The sequence below is a fragment of the Paenibacillus sp. BR2-3 genome (assembly GCF_046529485.1).
Lineage (GTDB): Bacteria > Bacillota > Bacilli > Paenibacillales > Paenibacillaceae > Paenibacillus_AQ.
The window spans coordinates 1,710,202-1,728,328 of record NZ_CP126311.1 but is presented as its reverse complement, the minus strand read 5'-3'; the positions used below and the strand labels follow the sequence as shown (position 1 = coordinate 1,728,328).

Below are 18,127 nucleotides of genomic sequence, written 5' to 3'. Positions count from 1 at the left end.
TTTTACGGGTTTTTCCGTTTTTTTCAAGCGTCGCAAGGCTTCCCGACCCATCTGGGAGTGTTTCTTATTGTGGTTCGTGGAAGATCCGCAGCATCCCATTCGTTACACCTCCCCGCCGTTAGATTAGTTTTGGGATGATCCCGCTTTATCCGGCTCGTTCTTGGCATTATCACCATAAGATTCCATAAAGTTGCCACAGGCTTTTATCATTTCCTGCCCTTTCGGGGAATTCATGGCATTCTGCATGCCTGACATCCCGCTGCCATTCATCATATTCCCTATGCCGCCTCTCCCTTCCATCATTATTGCCCGGATGTTCCTTTTTCTTGATCGGCAATTTCCGCCCAACTCTTACCGCGATCCGAAGATATAAATACATCCTTGTTGAACGTCATTAACGCCATTTCCTGTTCGTTAACCGGATTTTGCGCAATAAAAGCGATCGCGTCTTCATTTAACGACGGGACGATAATATTCTCAGCCTGTTTCGATTCAAGGTTAATCCGGATTAATGCAGCCTGTTTGTTCACCCCTCCAGCAAATAGTATCCCTTGTACATTGAAGAACAATGAGGTGGTTTGCATCTCCGGGCCGATTTTTTCAAATTGCTGTCCATAATTTTTGGAAACAAAAATGCCTTTTTCCGTACCGACCGCCACAACGGCCTCATCGGTCGGGTGGACGGCAAGCACGGCCGGGTCGCCCTCCAAACCTTTCGCTTCACTTTTTGTCCAGTTTTTTGCTTCGTCCGTCGAGTAATGAAGACCGACCATTTTCATTTTGGCGTTCGGTTCCGGGTTAAACACATAAATCGCGTGAGACTTGTAACCTACGCTCATACCGTGAAAATCGACTTGTCCGTAGAGTGCCAGCGTTTCAAAGTTCTTCCCTTCATCCGTACTTTTGACAATGCCGAACGGATTCTTTTTGCCTGAACCTTGTGCAGGATGTCCGCTGCTGTAAAACCCATCATCCACCATTGAAAAGCCCATGTAGTCGTGTTTTTCGCCTGCGGGAATTTTCCACTGGCCTTTCTCATACACACGAAGACCATCGTGAACGGCGAAGAAGATTTTGTTTCCATCTGGCGCATAGCTCATCCCATGACCATGCTGCATGGTTACTTGTTTTACGTCTCGGGGTTCCATACTTGTTACGGAATTACCGCTTACCATTGCTATGCCGCTGATCAGGATGGCAACAAATGAACCGATCACCCCCGACTTCAACCCTTTTGCTGTCTTGGACAGGTGTTTGCGCTTGTCTCGATCTTTCTGACTTTTGGCATTATTTAACTGTTTGATTTTTTTGTTAGTGAGGATGAAAGACAAAAGAAGCACTGCAAATAATATCGCCGATCCCAAGAAAAAATAATTACCAAAAAGTCTTTCCCTCTGATGTTCTTCTTCCGTTCCGTGCGCAAAAATTTCAGCCGGAAATAATGTCAATGCCGCAAACGTGAGCAGATACACTTTCTGCATTCTTTTTTTCATTTACGATCTCCTTTCTTTTTCCTCAAATTGAACCTCTCATGACTAAAGTCACGAGATTCTTGGGTAGTCCCTTCTAACGAAGAGAAGTTTACCAAGCTAACCCTGTCGTTCCGACAGTTTGTATCATGGCTATACGGCCCATTTACACGGTAAGCAGTCTTTTACCTTCGGCAAGAATGTTTAGGCTTGCGTTGAAATCTCTGTCGTGATGTGTTCTACAATCCGGACAGTCCCATGCACGTAAGTTCAGGTCTTTAACGTCTTTGTTTTTATAGCCACAGCAGGAACATAGTTGACTGCTTGCAAAGGTTTTGCCAACTGCTACAACCATACGACCATACCATTTCGCTTTGTACTCTATCATGGAGCGAAACATCGACCAAGATACTTCGCTAATGGATTTGGCTAATTTATGATTCTTGACCATATTGGCTACTTGTAAATCTTCAATCGCAATGATGTCGTGGTTTTTGACAATCTGCGTGGAGACCTTATCCAAATAATCTTTACGGGCATTACTGATTTTTTCATGTATTCGCGCAACTTTGATGCGTTGCTTGTTCCAGTTGGAGCTGCCTTTAATCATTCGTGAAAGTTTACGCTGAGCCTTTGCCAGTTTTTCTTCCAGTCTGCGAAAGAATTTAGGGTTGCCAAACACTGCGCCACTCGATAGCGTTGCAAATTCTTTCAAGCCAACATCTATGCCAACTTCATTGCCTGTCTTGGGCAACTCGTAGATTTCAACTTCTGCAAGCACAGACACAAAGTATTTGCCGCTCGGATTGCGCCTAACCGTAGCGTTCAGAATACGTCCTTCGACTTCACGACTTTTAGCAAACTTCACGAGTCCGAGTTTAGGTAACTTGATGTGGTTATCTATAATTGCAATGTTTCCATTGGTGTAGTTTGTTTGGTAAGACTGTACAGGATTCTTCTTGCTTTTGAAGCGTGGTGCATCGTTTTGTTTTTTGAAATAGCGATGGTATGAATCCGCTAAGTTTCTAAGCGAATTTTGCAGAGAAAATTTATCGGCCTCTTTCAACCATTCTATTTCTTGCTTTAATTTAGTGAGTTCAGCAGAACAAGAGCCATAGGACAATCCTTTTCCTGACTCTAGGTATGTATCATTCCACAATCCAAGGAAGTGATTGAATACAAACCTTGCACATCCAATCGTCTTGTGAATGAGAGTCGCTTGTTCAGGTGTGGGATAGATGCGAAATTTATAGGCTTTGTTCACTACCATTGATTTTCACCTCATTTCACTTTTTGATCTTGGATGTACTTCCTTATTTGTTCTTCCGTATGTTCACTTGCAGTTGCAATAAAGTAAGACGGATTCCACAAATGACCGTCCCCCAATTTCTTCTTTAGATGTGGGAACTCTTTAAAAAGAAGTCTCGCTGATATCCCTTTTAATACTTTAATCATACTGGGTATTGCGTGTTGCGGTGTACATTCAACAAGCAAATGGATATGATCTTTGTCGCTTTCCATTTCAGATATTGTGAATGCATAGTCGGACGCAATTTTTAGAAGAATTTCTTTTAGTCTTACGTCTAATTCTTCTACAAGAATCTTGTGTTGGTACTTTACGCACCATACGATGTGGTACTCAATGGCGTAAACATATCCCCGTCCATGTTTGATGTTTACCATATTTTCATCACCCAAAATAATCATACCATATGTTACTTAAAAATGAAAGAATAATGCTTTATATAAGTGTTATCTCACTCAAATTCAATACACCATATGTCTGTTCATTAACGTGTCTATCGACACGCCTGAACCGAAGTTTTCTTACTCACGACTAAAAGTCACAAGTTTGCGAAAACCTTTCATCAAAGTTGGGATAATCCGATGACGACCAACTATATAGCTATTAACCATTCGGTCAACTTTATGGGTCATCCCCTCCAATTTGAATCATCCTGTCTGGATGCGATCGTATCGGCATATCTTTAGCCAATTTTCCGATATCCTTTTCCACTTGATTGTAATAAACCTTGTCTTTGGTCTCCGTTCGCGCCGTCAACATCAAAACAGTAAAACAAGGTCAAAAACAGTTTGTTCGATCAATTTGAGCGCTTCTTGGTCATTCCCCGCTTGAGTGACTTGAAAACCGCTTTTCGTTAAGTAGATGTGAAGGAGATTTCGTGTATTCCAATCATCATCTACGACTAGAATGTGAATACTTTGTATAGGCGCTCCTCCCATCCAGATTTAATCCTATTGTAACTCAATAAATTTTTAAAAATAAGAAGGTGAGTGTCTTCGAAATTCATGGTCTGAGAATGCATCACCTTCGTCTTCCAAATGAAAACAGTCCTATAATTTAGAAGTAATGAAAAGTTTATTTCGGATTCACTGGTCCATTGCGCTGCTGTCCAGTCAAATAAATACATTGGCGTATCGCCGCGCAAAACTTGAGCATAAATCCGCCCAAAAAGTACAACATATTTTAAACCAACAAGTATCATTCTACACGAAAAATGGATGGTTTTGTGTTGAACAGAGAAAAAACTAATTTATTTCAATGCCGATGGACCCAACCTGAACATGCAAGACGGAAGTGAGATATAACGGAAGAATGGGGACGATCATATTGCTACACAGATCGCTGCATACAGGCAGAAACTACGATACGACCATTTGCTGATCCCCCCACTATATGCCGTTAAATGACCCGTTTCTTCGAGGGGTCCGGTTCGGGAGACTTCCATTCGTGAATACCCTGCTCTAGAATCACATCGTAGCGAGACTCTAGATCAGCAAGAATCGTTAGGGCTATGCACCTTCCCTCTTCTCGAGCCTTCTCGCAGCAGGGTCTGCATCTCCGTTGCCCATCGATGTTTATCGTAATCGATGATTCCCTGACATTCGCGAAGCAAATGTGCACCGCACAGTGCATGTTCGAAGCGAGGCCTTTGTGCAACAATCTATGATGCTTGTGGAGCAGAATGCGCTAAATTTCAAGATACTCATTGCAAGCAATGTGCAGATGAGTGTCGCCAATGCGTGGATGAATGCCGGAAGATGGCTGCTTAACGAAATATAAAAAGGGGCGCGGATTGACAAAAGGTTGTCTGTTCCAGCTCCCCAAATTTTACTCGACTTTCTCAAAACTTGGTAATTTTGCGCAAAGTTCGCAAATGTCAGCGCAATCACATACTAACGCTTTTATACAAAATCGTTATGATGAAATTTCCCGATTCCAAATCGCAGCAATGTGGTCATATGGTATACAAATACGCCAAAGAATGACTTTTGACCCGAAGTTTAAAAATACATGGATTGAACAGACTGAAAAGTGTTAGGTAAAAAAGGAGATGTTCATGCAATGAATTTTAGACCAAAGTTGGTTAAAGATATGATGATTATGTTTATCGTTTCGTTCACAATGATTGTTTACGAAGTATTTCTTCCTCGATTATTTTCCGTGATCCTGGACTATAATTATGTATTTTTAGTTATTTCTTTGGCAACGCTCGGTCTTGGCCTTGGGGGTTTTCTTTCGTACTATTTCATGCACCGTTTTGATGTTCTGAAACATCGGATCGTTGGAATCTATGCAATATCCATGGTTACAGTTGTCTATATTATTTATTTGCTGTCTTATAAAGGTATTTTATTTTATTCCATAATTGCACTGATACCGTTTTTTCTGAGCGGATGGGTGATAGCGGGGATCATGCAACAACATCATAAAGAAATTAGGCTTTTGTATTTTTCGGATTTGGTCGGGGCTGGATTAGGAGCTGCCGGTGCGATTTTTTTAATGAATACAATAAACCCTATTCGGACTATTGGATTGTCATCCTTGCTTTTGTTTTGCACATACTTTTCGCTGAGCTTTCGAAAAGCCGGCTATGGGATGAAGGCTGTGAATACGGTCGTTCTTTTGTTACTAGTGGTTAATCTGTCCCGCCCTTTAGTTGATTATCTAGAGTTTAATGCCTATCGCACGAGTCCGAATACTACATTTTACAAAGAACCGGAAGCAAAAATTGTATTTTCACAATGGAATGCTTTTACACGAACGGATGTTTACGACGCGGATGATCAGGAACTGCTTTACATAACGATCGATGGAGGAGCCGTTTCTCCGATATCAAAATTCACCGGTGATTTGAAGGATGTAGACTATTTACGTTCTACAACCAGTTTCCTTGCTTTTCAAGGCACCCCGCATGGACGTGTCTTGATTATCGGGGCGGGGGGCGGACAAGAAGTACTCACTGCTCAAATGACCGGATATTCCGACATTGAGGCGGTTGACATCAATAGGGCAAGTTTTCACGCCGTTCACAAGACCGCGGCTTTTTCCGGAGATATTTTTAATAAATCCAATGTCACATCCATTGTATCTGATGGACGGAATTATATCCGGCAAACGAATAACAAGTACGATCTCATTTATCTATCCCTCGTAACCAAGAAGTCAGAAAATGGCGTAGGACTGGCTTTAACGGAAAATTTCATTTACACACAAGAAGCGATCAAAGAGTATATGCTTAAGCTTACGGACCAGGGAAGGCTTACTTTTTTACTTCATGACGAGAAGGAATTAAATAAAATTTTGTTCTCTGCGAAGAACATTATGAAAGAACAAGGGATTTCAGAAGCAGATATGAAAAATCACATTGCCGTCGTTGGTACTTACCAACACTTGGGCCATGTCGTAGCGGGTATGAATGACTCACGCATTACCCGGCCTTTGATCATCATTCAAAACAAACCTTTTTCTCAAGCAGAGGCGGCGAGCCTCTACTCCTTATCCAGGCAGATTCAGCAGATTCCCGTACACATCCCTTATGTTAAGGATCAATTTCAGTCTCTGCAAGGCATGATGCAGAGTGAGCCAGTGAATGTAGCTGCGAATCGCGATGACATGCCGTTTTTTTATCATAAAACAAATCGGATACCGTGGAGTCTCATGATTGCTCTGTTCATCACTCTTATCATCTCGATTTTTATGATCAGGAGAAGTCAGCTCTCATCGGGTCATGCGATCTATTTCTCAGGACTTGCTATTGGATTTATGCTGATTGAGGTGACATTGGTACAACGATTGATTTTGCCTCTAGGTCATCCGACATTATCTTTTGTACTTGTTCTCGGCGTATTGTTAGTAACTGGAGGTATCGGAAGTTTATTTTCTTCAAAAAGATGGTTTTTACGTCCGAGATATGTACCCTTATTGCTTGTCGGAATGATTACAGTGGGTGTAAATTTTATCATTGGCTGGGTTGATGAAAATTCATATGTTCTTTCACAAACAGATCGATTGCTGCTATTAGGGCTAATCCTGGTTCCATTAGGCTTTTTTATGGGAATGCCTTTTCCATTTGGACTCAGTAAAATGCGGCATCATCAGGTAGCTATAAGTTGGGGATTGAACGGGATTATGACTGTTGCCGGATCGCTTTTGGCTGCCATCATTTCTTTGACTTATGGATTTACAACCACAATGATTATAGGGGGGGCTATTTATGCCTTATTATTTACCATACAGCCATTGCTTAAAATGCAGTAGATGACTATACACCCGTAATCGTCCTAAATTATCATGCACCTCACAACAAGGAGACAGCAATGGTAATCAGCGGAATCTGACGAAGGTTGCTTTCCCAAAAGCCTGGATCATTTGTAGCATTTTTATGGCCTTTTCTTTGATTGTATCCGGCAGAACTTCCCGGTCTCCTTCTTCCCGAAAGAAAAGTTCAACTTCCGTCTGTTTCCCATACGCGCGTTTCTCATAAAACCGCCGCAATTGGCGTGTACATAAAAAGGAGCAAGATATCCAACATTCAAGCAGGACGCGGATGATGAAATTCATCGTGTACTGAAAATAAGGCAACAGGAATATCGGCATCACAGAAACGGTTCCAGTAGAAAATCATGGTAGTAGATCATTCGTAAACCCTCCGCTGTAATTTGCTAAAAGTTTAGCAAATTACAGCGCCATCAAAATACCAGAATCGGTTCCAATGTGCAAATAAGCACCTGTTTCCTGCGGAAACAAAGTGCTTATTCACATACGTAGCTTTATCCCAAATATCTACTCCATCGATTTTGGCTGAATAAAAATCATAGAAATACAGGGCAGACTTTGCTTTATTTTCGATAACGAGATTAAATGATACAGGAATCAAATATTTTCTCGGATAAAGAAGAGGAATCGAAAAAGGAAAGTTTTTCAAATTTTTATCAAATCAAAACAAATTTATACAAAAGAAAATCTGTATGTTCCATACTAGAACTGCAGGTCACAGGCCGAACATGCAGTGAAGACCGATATGATCTCATCGAATCCCGCTGATAAAATAGAACGGCCCAAAGTGAACAAATTTGTTGGCAGCTTCTATGATAGCGAGGAAATGAACAAGCTGTTCGAGGTTGTGAAAGGCGATCCTATTGAACTGGCTGTTTTACTGGCTGCCTTCTATTGATTACGCAGAAGCGAAGTGGTGGGGCTTAAATGGGATGCCATTGATTTTAAAAACAAATCCATCACGATCCGGCACACGGTGACTGCAGCTTCGCTCGACGGAAACTCATCACCATAAACAAGACCGAACCCAAAGCAAAACATCCTACTGCACGGAATACCTGGACTACATCTATTTAGACAAGATAGGAAAAAGAATTAAGCTAGGATACATTACCCAACATTTCCCGGCAGTGCTGGATCAACATGATATGCGGCGGATTCGTTATCATGATCTTCGGCACAGCTGCGCAAGTCTTTTGCTGGCCAACGGAGTCAGCATGAAGGAGATTCAGGTGGTTGGGACACAGCGACTTTTCCACTACTGCTAACATATACGCACACTTGGACTACAGCGCAAAAATTTCTTCAGCTAAAGCTATGAGCAACTGCCTAAAAATATAAAAATGGAGTTATAAAATTGCTGGAAGCAATTCTATAAGCCCATTTTAGTAATGCCGGCGAGAGGACTCGAACCTCCACGGTTTCCCTCTCGATTTTGAGTCGAGCGCGTCTGCCATTCCGCCACGCCGGCATAATACATATTTAATTTGCTTGTAAAAATGGCGCGCCCTGAGAGATTCGAACTCCCGACCTTTTGATTCGTAGTCAAACGCTCTATCCAGCTGAGCTAAGGGCGCATAAATATTGGAGCGGACGACGGGAATCGAACCCGCGACCCTCGCCTTGGCAAGGCGATGCTCTACCGCTGAGCCACGTCCGCACACGGTATGTACAAAATGATATGTCTCACAAAAGAAGTGAGCCATGAAGGACTCGAACCTTCGACACCCTGATTAAAAGTCAGGTGCTCTACCAACTGAGCTAATGGCTCTCATTAATAATAATGGCGGAACCGACGGGATTCGAACCCGCGATCTCCTGCGTGACAGGCAGGCATGTTAGGCCAACTACACCACGGTTCCAAAAGATGATTACATGAATGCATTGGTTGCGGGGGCAGGATTTGAACCTGCGGCCTTCGGGTTATGAGCCCGACGAGCTACCGGACTGCTCCACCCCGCGTCAGTAAAAATATTATCCCTGTGGGGCCCCCGAAAAGTACTCGGAATCCGCTGCGAAGCATTTGCTTCACTTTTTGGGGATTTTTTATGGTGGAGGCTGAGGGGTTCGAACCCCCGACCCTCTGCTTGTAAGGCAGATGCTCTCCCAGCTGAGCTAAGCCTCCATAAAAGAAACAACTTAATTATCATACCATGTTCGAATATTTAAAGCAACAATATTTTATGGTGACCCGTAGGGGATTCGAACCCCTGTTACCTCCGTGAAAGGGAGGTGTCTTAACCCCTTGACCAACGGGCCTTGTTATTATTTGCCGCAAATGACAACAAAAAATATTATAGCAAAAATCCAATGGAAAAGCAATAGTGTTATAGAATACCGGCTCAAAACCAAAATCAGCGGTTGACCGATCGTGAATCAAGCGACTAAGGGTTCTCGGAGCGGTCCTCGATCGCTGCTATGGGCGAAAACTATCGTATCCCCAGAATCCCGTAGGGCCCTCCGCTGTGTTGGCGCCTTATTAAATAACAGGAATTTCTTCTCTTAATGGAGACGTAACACCCCCACGAAATGAATTAACGGGAATTTCTCCCTCAAATGTGAGTCTTCGCCTCATTATGGCCGAATTAATGGTATAATCTCCCTTTAATTCTCTTAAAAACGGTTTATTGCCTGAATTAAAGGGAGTTTTTCCTGCTAATGCTCATACGCCAAGGCAAGGCCAGTAAACCAAAGAGCACAGCTTGAGATGGACCTGAAGGGTTACGCTGAACCGAGCAGAGAGGACGGATCAATTGCAGAAAAGCGGCGGCGGTCCCATGATCTCCGGATTCCAACCGCGGACAGCGGTATACCTCAAGAAAACTGGAGATGGGTAGCGGCCGGAAGTCCAGCATTCTATAAATAATAAAAAACGGGGGGCCATTGAACAAAAAAACCACTGTCAAATGAATCAACAGTGGCTTCCATGTGCTTGGCAACGTCCTACTCTCCCAGGACCCTTCGGTCCAAGTACCATCGGCGCTGGAGGTCTTAACGGTCGTGTTCGGGATGGGTACGCGTGGAACCCCTCCGCTATCGCCACCAAACATGCGTTTGTGAAACAAACGCTGCCGCGTGAAATTCGGTTCATCACGTTATGTGTGAATGAATTTCTAAGCGTTAAATCAGGCTTGATGCCTGAAAACTGAATCCGAAATGAATCTGCATGTTTAGATCTTGGATAAGCCCTCGACCGATTAGTATTGGTCAGCTCCATGCATTGCTGCACTTCCACCTCCAACCTATCTACCTCGTCGTCTTCAAGGGGTCTTACTGACTTGGGAAATCTCATCTTGAGGGGGGCTTCACGCTTAGATGCTTTCAGCGCTTATCCCGTCCGTACGTAGCTACTCAGCCATGCTCCTGGCGGAACAACTGATGCACCAGCGGTACGTCCATCCCGGTCCTCTCGTACTAAGGACAGCTCCTCTCAAATTTCCTGCGCCCACGACAGATAGGGACCGAACTGTCTCACGACGTTCTGAACCCAGCTCGCGTACCGCTTTAATGGGCGAACAGCCCAACCCTTGGGACCTACTTCAGCCCCAGGATGCGATGAGCCGACATCGAGGTGCCAAACCTCCCCGTCGATGTGGACTCTTGGGGGAGATAAGCCTGTTATCCCCAGGGTAGCTTTTATCCGTTGAGCGATGGCCCTTCCATGCGGTACCACCGGATCACTAAGTCCGACTTTCGTCCCTGCTCGACTTGTTGGTCTCGCAGTCAAGCTCCCTTATGCCTTTGCACTCTTCGAATGATTTCCAACCATTCTGAGGGAACCTTGGAACGCCTCCGTTACTCTTTAGGAGGCGACCGCCCCAGTCAAACTGCCCGCCTGACACGGTCCCCGTACCCGTTTAGGGTACCAGGTTAGAACCTAGATACGATCAGGGTGGTATCCCAACGTCGCCTCTGCAGAAGCTTGCGCTCCTACTTCCCTGGCTCCCACCTATCCTGTACAGATCGTACCCAAATTCAATATCAAGCTGCAGTAAAGCTCCATGGGGTCTTTCCGTCTTGTCGCGGGTAACCTGCATCTTCACAGGTATTAAAATTTCACCGGATCTCTCGTTGAGACAGCGCCCAAGTCGTTACGCCATTCGTGCGGGTCAGAATTTACCTGACAAGGAATTTCGCTACCTTAGGACCGTTATAGTTACGGCCGCCGTTTACTGGGGCTTCGGTTCACAGCTTCGGATTGCTCCTAACCGCTCCCCTTAACCTTCCAGCACCGGGCAGGCGTCAGCCCGTATACTTCGCCTTGCGGCTTCGCACAGACCTGTGTTTTTGCTAAACAGTCGCTTGGGCCTTTTCACTGCGGCCCCCTCGTGCTATTCACACTACCGGGGCACCCCTTCTCCCGAAGTTACGGGGTCATTTTGCCGAGTTCCTTAACGAGAGTTCTTCCGCGCGCCTTAGAATTCTCTTCTCGCCTACCTGTGTCGGTTTGCGGTACGGGCACCTTCTCCTGGCTAGAGGCTTTTCTTGGCAGTGTGAGATCATGACCTTCGCTACTGTAATTTTCGCTCCCCATCACAGCCTGGCCTTATCGATGTGCGGATTTGCCTGCACATCAGCCTCACTGCTTAGACGGACATCCATCAGTCCGCGTCACTACCCTCCTGCGTCACCCCATCGCTCATAGCGGATTACGGTGGTACAGTAATTTCAAACTGTTGTCCTTCGACTACGCCTTTCGGCCTCGCCTTAGGTCCCGACTTACCCTGAGCGGACGAGCCTTCCTCAGGAAACCTTGGGCTTTCGGCGGATCAGATTCTCACTGATCTTTTCGTTACTCATACCGGCATTCTCACTTGTATGCTGTCCAGCGCTCCTTACGGTACACCTTCAACCCACATACAACGCTCCCCTACCCCAGATACATACGTATCTAGCCATAGCTTCGGTGGTGTGTTTAGCCCCGTTACATTTTCGGCGCAGAGTCACTCGACCAGTGAGCTATTACGCACTCTTTCAATGGTGGCTGCTTCTAAGCCAACATCCTGGTTGTCTGTGCAACTCCACATCCTTTCCCACTTAACACACACTTGGGGACCTTAGCTGATGGTCTGGGCTGTTTCCCTTTTGACAATGGATCTTAGCACTCACTGTCTGACTCCCGGCAATAAATAGATGGCATTCGGAGTTTGACTGATCTTGGTAACCCTTGCGGGCCCCGCAACCAATCAGTGCTCTACCTCCATTACTCTTGTGCCGAGGCTAGCCCTAAAGCTATTTCGGGGAGAACCAGCTATCTCCGAGTTCGATTGGAATTTCTCCGCTACCCCCACCTCATCCCCGCATTTTTCAACATGCGTGGGTTCGGGCCTCCAGTGCGTGTTACCGCACCTTCACCCTGGACAGGGGTAGATCACACGGTTTCGGGTCTACGTCCACATACTATGTCGCCCTATTCAGACTCGCTTTCGCTGCGGCTCCGGCTTCTCACCTTAACCTTGCATGTTAAACGTAACTCGCCGGTTCATTCTACAAAAGGCACGCCATCACCCATAAACAGGGCTCTGACTTTTTGTAAGCACACGGTTTCAGGTTCTATTTCACTCCCCTTCCGGGGTGCTTTTCACCTTTCCCTCACGGTACTGTTTCACTATCGGTCGCCAGGTAGTATTTAGCCTTAGCAGATGGTCCTGCTGGATTCATACGGGGTTTCACGTGCCCCGCACTACTCGGGATCCGTCTCGGAGAGAACATGGTTTAGGTTACAGGGCTATTACCTCTATCGCGGGCCTTTCCAGACCTCTTCACCTACCAGATTCCTTTGTAACTCCATGTGAGACGTCCCACAACCCCCAGGCGATAAATCGCCCAAGTTTAGGCTGTTCCGCGTTCGCTCGCCGCTACTGACGGAATCACTATTGTTTTCTCTTCCTCAGGGTACTTAGATGTTTCAGTTCCCCTGGTCTGCCTCTATCTCTCCTATGTGTTCAGAGAGAAGTAACTGCGAATTACCACAGCTGGGTTTCCCCATTCGGACACCCCCGGATCAAAGCTTGCTTACAGCTCCCCGAGGCAGTTTCGTTGTTCGCCACGTCCTTCGTCGGCTCCTGGCGCCTAGGCATCCTCCGTGTGCTCTTATTAGCTTAACCAAACTTTTTCCCGCTAGGGAAAATAGTTGACCACTAATAGTTTTAAACTTGATCAATTGCTTGACACAAGCTTTAGCTAAAAGATGTTCTAAAACGCAAATTCGTTTCGGTATCCAGTTTTCAAGGATCAAGTTTCTTGCATTTGAGAGCTTAAACTCTCAAAACTGAGCAACGAGTGAGTTAAAAGCTTTGCGAAGCAAAGCTGCTTCGAAAGCCTAAGCTCGAACCTAAAGGTTCTTATAGAAGCCTGCGCTTCCAGATTTGAATGTCACCATCGCAGGTGACGATTCTCCATAGAAAGGAGGTGATCCAGCCGCACCTTCCGATACGGCTACCTTGTTACGACTTCACCCCAATCATCTACCCCACCTTCGGCGGCTGGCTCCCTTGCGGGTTACCCCACCGACTTCGGGTGTTGTAAACTCTCGTGGTGTGACGGGCGGTGTGTACAAGACCCGGGAACGTATTCACCGCGGCATGCTGATCCGCGATTACTAGCAATTCCGACTTCATGCAGGCGAGTTGCAGCCTGCAATCCGAACTGAGACCGGCTTTGCTGGGATTGGCTCCACCTCGCGGTTTCGCTTCCCGTTGTACCGGCCATTGTAGTACGTGTGTAGCCCAGGTCATAAGGGGCATGATGATTTGACGTCATCCCCACCTTCCTCCGGTTTGTCACCGGCAGTCTGCTTAGAGTGCCCACCATTACGTGCTGGCAACTAAGCATAAGGGTTGCGCTCGTTGCGGGACTTAACCCAACATCTCACGACACGAGCTGACGACAACCATGCACCACCTGTCTTGGGTGCTCCGAAGAGGGACACTATCTCTAGTGTTTTCACCCAGATGTCAAGACCTGGTAAGGTTCTTCGCGTTGCTTCGAATTAAACCACATACTCCACTGCTTGTGCGGGTCCCCGTCAATTCCTTTGAGTTTCAGTCTTGCGACCGTACTCCCCAGGCGGAGTGCTTACTGTGTTAACTTCGGCACCAAGGGTATCGAAACCCCTAACACCTAGCACTCATCGTTTACGGCGTGGACTACCAGGGTATCTAATCCTGTTTGCTCCCCACGCTTTCGCGCCTCAGCGTCAGTTACAGCCCAGAAAGTCGCCTTCGCCACTGGTGTTCCTCCACATATCTACGCATTTCACCGCTACACGTGGAATTCCACTTTCCTCTTCTGTACTCAAGCCACCCAGTTTCCAGTGCGACCTCAGGTTGAGCCCAAGGTTTAAACACCAGACTTAAATAGCCGCCTGCGCGCGCTTTACGCCCAATAATTCCGGACAACGCTTGCCCCCTACGTATTACCGCGGCTGCTGGCACGTAGTTAGCCGGGGCTTTCTTCTCAGGTACCGTCACTCTCATAGCAGTTACTCTATGAGACGTTCTTCCCTGGCAACAGAGCTTTACGATCCGAAAACCTTCATCACTCACGCGGCATTGCTCCGTCAGGCTTTCGCCCATTGCGGAAGATTCCCTACTGCTGCCTCCCGTAGGAGTCTGGGCCGTGTCTCAGTCCCAGTGTGGCCGTTCACCCTCTCAGGTCGGCTACGCATCGTCGCCTTGGTGAGCCGTTACCTCACCAACTAGCTAATGCGCCGCAGGCCCATCCCTCAGTGACAGATTACTCCGTCTTTCATTCTCTCTTCAGGAGAACAAAGAAATTATCCGGTATTAGCTACCGTTTCCGGTAGTTATCCCAGGCTAAGGGGCAGGTTGCCTACGTGTTACTCACCCGTCCGCCGCTAAATCCTATTGAAAGCAAGCTTCCAATAAAACTCCGCTCGACTTGCATGTATTAGGCATGCCGCCAGCGTTCGTCCTGAGCCAGGATCAAACTCTCCAAATTGGTATTTAGAAAGAGCGATTGCTCATTTTGAAACATCTGACGAGAATTCACATTCTCATTTTTGGATTTTACTTTCGTAAAATCCCACTCACTCGTTGTTCAGTTTTCAAAGATCAAATTCTCGTTGTCGGTCATCAATGCTCACCAGCAACTTTTATAATATATCATATCCTTCAATCAATTGCAATACTTATTTTTAACTTAACTTCTTAAAAAGCTCTTCCAACCGACGATCATTACCTCGTTCGTGGCTGGATATATAATATAGCATAATAAGACTTAAACAAACAACACTCTAAATTTACCATTTTTGATATAGTACTATTTACTTTCTTTTAGGCTTAATAACGTCATTATGCCTATAAACTTACACGTCTTGATTCAAGTATTCATATAAAAAGCGTGCCAGAAGTGTATCTATCGATACATTTCTGGCACGCTGCGAGTATCTTTTTCAGTATTCAGCTAGTTCGAAATCCATGGATTACGACGCTTTTTAGAGGTTGAACTCGTTTTGCTTTTTTTTGCACGTTGTGCCTTTGAAGCTTCTGTCTTGGTTTGATTAGTATCCCTGCTTGAAGTTTTAACTTTCGGAAGAGAGGCTTCCTTTGTCACACCCTTACGAACGGTAGCTTCATCAGTATTGGAAACTAAAGAATCAGCATCCGTTGATTGCAGGTTTTCTTGAATAATATTCGTTTGTTGAAACTCAGCTACGCGATTGTGATACCCGTAATTTTCATTACCCATACCCGGGTATTCAGGAATAGAAGGAATATTCGATACCATCGGAGAGCTATAGAGATTTTGCGGATAGGCAGGCGCTGCATAATGTGGAGACATCTGAGGCATTCCTGCACAGTAAGGATTAAACAGTGCTTGATTCGCATACACAGGAAGTGAATTGTACATTGGGACTTCATGCGGATAATTCTGGTTCGGCAGAACCTGACCTCCCATTCCACAACCGCAGGATGTTGGCCAAGGCATGTTTTGAAAGTGTTCGTTATACTGAGGTGCAGCATTAGGATACCACGGAGCCGGAAATTCAGCCGCATTATACATATTGCCTGGATAAAAATAAGGGGGCATGCAGTCCGGTTCGTACATAGCCGGTTGCATTTGAGCATTCATGGTCATGTCAGGCATTGGTTCATACAGCGGATAGCTTGGCGGGCAATCATAGAAATTCGGATTCTCCGTCAAGCCCGGATATCCGGCTAATTTATCACAGTTGCACGGATCAGGTTGAACCATATGAACAGGCTTTACTTCTGGAACAGGCACATTTTCATAAAAAGAAACGGCCTCCTGCACCGGAACAGAAATCTGCACATACAAGCTTTGCTTCTCCTGGTGAACCATTTCCTGAACTGGAGCTATTTCAACCGGTTTTACGGGCTCAGCGACCACTGGAGGAGGGACTACTTTAGGAGGCTGCTCTATGGGTGCAGTGTATGTTTTTCCTACTGGCTGCTCTATAGGACCTGTGTATGTCTTTCCTCCAGGCTGCTCTATGGGCCCAGTATATGCTTTTCCTCCAGGCTGCGTTTTGCCGCCAGCAATGTTTGGCATTTGCATAGGCTGAATGGAGGGCATAGTCCCTTTCTTAGGGATAATGACTACTTCCCCTACCTTCAGAACATCAGGATTTTTCAATTGGGGATTAGCTTTAATCATTTCCTGCAAAGGGATTCCCCATGCCTTGGATAATTTCCACAGCGTATCCCCTTGTTTGACAGTGTGCTTATGGTAGACATCACTGTTATTATCCAGAGCAGATACGGGGACTGCAGGTATTTTTACTTTGTCGCCAATTACGAGCACATCCGGATTACTGATTTGGGGATTAGTCTCGATTATGGTTTTCAGCGGCACTCCGTACTTTTGCGATAATGCATACAGCGTATCGCCTTGTTTGACAATGTGTATTTTCACTCAGCATTTACCTCCTAAAGTTTTGTGGAGTATTACTTCTTCTACAGCTTCGCGATGTAAGAAACATTGAAAGCAGTCACCCCGTTGGATGGAGCGGTGCCCTCTTGCATAGTTCTATGCGGTACAGCCGCCTCCTTCGTTACTACATCTTATGCAGCCCATAGGCGATTGACATCCACGAAATAAAAAAAATCCTTTCATGCATGCATGAAAGGATTTCTGTGTGATATTCAGATATCATTTCATGCGTTGATGAAAGGATTTCTGTGTAATATTCAGATATCAAATACCTAAGATTCCCAAACCTTATAGCCATCTTTGTCTACAACATTACGGAACTCCTCAAGCAGCTTGAGCGTGATCGGTCCGGCATGACCTTCGCCAATAATTCGACCGTCGATTTCCCGTGCGGCGATAACTTCCGCTGCCGTACCGGTAAAAAACACTTCGTCTGCGATATAAATATCGTGCATAGTAAACGGCTCTTCTTTCAGCTTGTAGCCCAGCTTCTCACAGAGCTCGATTATGGCTAAACGAGTGATGCCTTCCAATGCTCCCAGGTAGCATGGCGGTGTATAGACAACGCCTCTTTTAACAATGAAAATATTGTCGCCCGACCCCTCCGTAACGTAGCCCTGAGCATTCATCATAATCGCTTCGTCGGCTTCGGCCAGATTGGATTGTATTTTGACCAGAATATTGTTCAGATAGTTAAGGGATTTAATCTTCGGGTTAAGCGCATCCGGAAGGTTGCGGCGCTGAGATACAGATACGGCCCGAAGCCCATTTAGATAAGCCTGCTCCGGATAAATAGCCAACTGTTCTACAATGATGATAACACTGGCTTTGGGACAACGGCGCGGGTCAAGACCCAGGTTCCCGGGGCCCCGGGAAACAATAAGACGAATATATCCATTGCGCATATCATTACGGCGAATGGTTTCCGCCATAGCCTCCAGCATTTCATCATACATTAATGGAATTTCCAGCTGAATAGACTTTGCTGAATCATACAGCCTGTCCAGGTGCTCATTGCATTTAAAGATGTTTCCGTTATAAATCCGTATGCCTTCAAAAATTCCATCACCATACAAAAAACCGTGATCGAATACAGATACCTTTGCATTTTCCTTTGTTACGTATTGTCCATCCAGATAGATCCATTGTTCAGCCATGA

Annotated in this window: 11 protein-coding genes, 8 tRNA genes and 3 rRNA genes; 4 read left to right on the top strand and 18 right to left on the bottom strand. The window is 45.5% G+C overall.

What is annotated here, in order from left to right; all coding sequences use genetic code 11:
- Positions 1-123: 123 nt before the first annotated feature.
- From PaeBR_RS08195 to PaeBR_RS08175, 5 genes are all read right to left on the bottom strand, one after another.
- A complete protein-coding gene (locus tag PaeBR_RS08195) occupies positions 124-303 on the bottom strand; it encodes a hypothetical protein (protein ID WP_410514347.1) in 180 nt (59 codons plus the stop codon).
- Positions 303-1,493 carry a F510_1955 family glycosylhydrolase gene (locus tag PaeBR_RS08190; RefSeq protein WP_410514346.1) on the bottom strand — a complete coding sequence of 397 codons (1,191 nt, stop codon included), beginning with the start codon at positions 1,491-1,493 and terminating at the stop codon, positions 303-305. The genes PaeBR_RS08195 and PaeBR_RS08190 overlap by 1 nt, the downstream gene beginning before the upstream one ends.
- 142 nt (positions 1,494-1,635) lie before the next feature.
- Positions 1,636-2,739 (bottom strand): IS200/IS605 family element RNA-guided endonuclease TnpB, encoded by a 1,104-nt coding sequence (gene tnpB / locus PaeBR_RS08185; protein ID WP_410514345.1) that lies wholly within the window; start codon positions 2,737-2,739, stop codon positions 1,636-1,638.
- Positions 2,740-2,750: 11 nt separating this feature from the next.
- On the bottom strand, positions 2,751-3,152 hold the full coding sequence (tnpA, locus tag PaeBR_RS08180; protein ID WP_410515117.1) for an IS200/IS605 family transposase: 402 nt from the start codon (positions 3,150-3,152) through the stop codon (positions 2,751-2,753).
- A gap of 381 nt (positions 3,153-3,533) precedes the next feature.
- Positions 3,534-3,713, bottom strand: coding sequence for a response regulator (locus PaeBR_RS08175; RefSeq protein WP_410514344.1), 180 nt, complete (start codon positions 3,711-3,713; stop codon positions 3,534-3,536).
- Between the two features lie 712 nt (positions 3,714-4,425).
- Between PaeBR_RS08175 and PaeBR_RS08170 the strand changes: the two genes are divergently transcribed.
- The 4 genes from PaeBR_RS08170 to PaeBR_RS08155 all read left to right on the top strand — a co-directional run bounded on the left by PaeBR_RS08170 (position 4,426) and on the right by PaeBR_RS08155 (position 8,318).
- Positions 4,426-4,554 (top strand): hypothetical protein, encoded by a 129-nt coding sequence (locus PaeBR_RS08170; protein ID WP_410514343.1) that lies wholly within the window; start codon positions 4,426-4,428, stop codon positions 4,552-4,554.
- Complete coding sequence (locus PaeBR_RS08165) at positions 4,523-4,813, top strand: hypothetical protein (protein ID WP_410514342.1); 291 nt, start codon at positions 4,523-4,525, stop codon at positions 4,811-4,813. Before PaeBR_RS08170 ends, PaeBR_RS08165 begins: the two co-directional genes overlap by 32 nt.
- Before the next feature lie 23 nt (positions 4,814-4,836).
- Complete coding sequence (locus tag PaeBR_RS08160; RefSeq protein WP_410514341.1) at positions 4,837-7,032, top strand: spermine synthase; 2,196 nt, start codon at positions 4,837-4,839, stop codon at positions 7,030-7,032.
- A 998-nt stretch (positions 7,033-8,030) separates the two neighbouring features.
- Positions 8,031-8,318 carry a tyrosine-type recombinase/integrase gene (locus tag PaeBR_RS08155; protein ID WP_410515116.1) on the top strand — a complete coding sequence of 96 codons (288 nt, stop codon included), beginning with the start codon at positions 8,031-8,033 and terminating at the stop codon, positions 8,316-8,318.
- A 124-nt stretch (positions 8,319-8,442) separates the two neighbouring features.
- Here PaeBR_RS08155 and PaeBR_RS08150 read toward each other — a convergent pair.
- The 13 genes from PaeBR_RS08150 to ilvE form a co-directional block, all read right to left on the bottom strand.
- A tRNA-Leu gene (locus PaeBR_RS08150) sits at positions 8,443-8,521 on the bottom strand.
- Positions 8,522-8,550: 29 nt separating this feature from the next.
- A tRNA-Arg gene (locus PaeBR_RS08145) sits at positions 8,551-8,627 on the bottom strand.
- An 8-nt stretch (positions 8,628-8,635) separates the two neighbouring features.
- A tRNA-Gly gene (locus PaeBR_RS08140) sits at positions 8,636-8,710 on the bottom strand.
- 38 nt (positions 8,711-8,748) lie between these two features.
- A tRNA-Lys gene (locus PaeBR_RS08135) sits at positions 8,749-8,821 on the bottom strand.
- A gap of 13 nt (positions 8,822-8,834) precedes the next feature.
- Positions 8,835-8,912: transfer RNA gene (locus tag PaeBR_RS08130), tRNA-Asp, on the bottom strand.
- Positions 8,913-8,935: 23 nt separating this feature from the next.
- Positions 8,936-9,012, bottom strand: a tRNA-Met gene (locus PaeBR_RS08125).
- 87 nt (positions 9,013-9,099) lie between these two features.
- Positions 9,100-9,175 (bottom strand) — tRNA-Val (locus PaeBR_RS08120).
- 59 nt (positions 9,176-9,234) lie between these two features.
- Positions 9,235-9,309: transfer RNA gene (locus PaeBR_RS08115), tRNA-Glu, on the bottom strand.
- 671 nt (positions 9,310-9,980) lie between these two features.
- Positions 9,981-10,097, bottom strand: a 5S ribosomal RNA gene (gene rrf / locus PaeBR_RS08110).
- 130 nt (positions 10,098-10,227) lie between these two features.
- Positions 10,228-13,157 (bottom strand): 23S ribosomal RNA (locus PaeBR_RS08105).
- Between the two features lie 297 nt (positions 13,158-13,454).
- Positions 13,455-15,012: ribosomal RNA gene (locus PaeBR_RS08100) — 16S ribosomal RNA — on the bottom strand.
- Together the 16S, 23S and 5S rRNA genes form the textbook arrangement of a ribosomal RNA operon.
- A 465-nt stretch (positions 15,013-15,477) precedes the next feature.
- Positions 15,478-16,950 (bottom strand): LysM peptidoglycan-binding domain-containing protein, encoded by a 1,473-nt coding sequence (locus PaeBR_RS08095; protein WP_410514340.1) that lies wholly within the window; start codon positions 16,948-16,950, stop codon positions 15,478-15,480.
- Positions 16,951-17,240: 290 nt separating this feature from the next.
- Positions 17,241-18,125 (bottom strand): branched-chain-amino-acid transaminase, encoded by an 885-nt coding sequence (gene ilvE / locus PaeBR_RS08090; protein WP_410514339.1) that lies wholly within the window; start codon positions 18,123-18,125, stop codon positions 17,241-17,243.
- Positions 18,126-18,127: the final 2 nt, after the last annotated feature.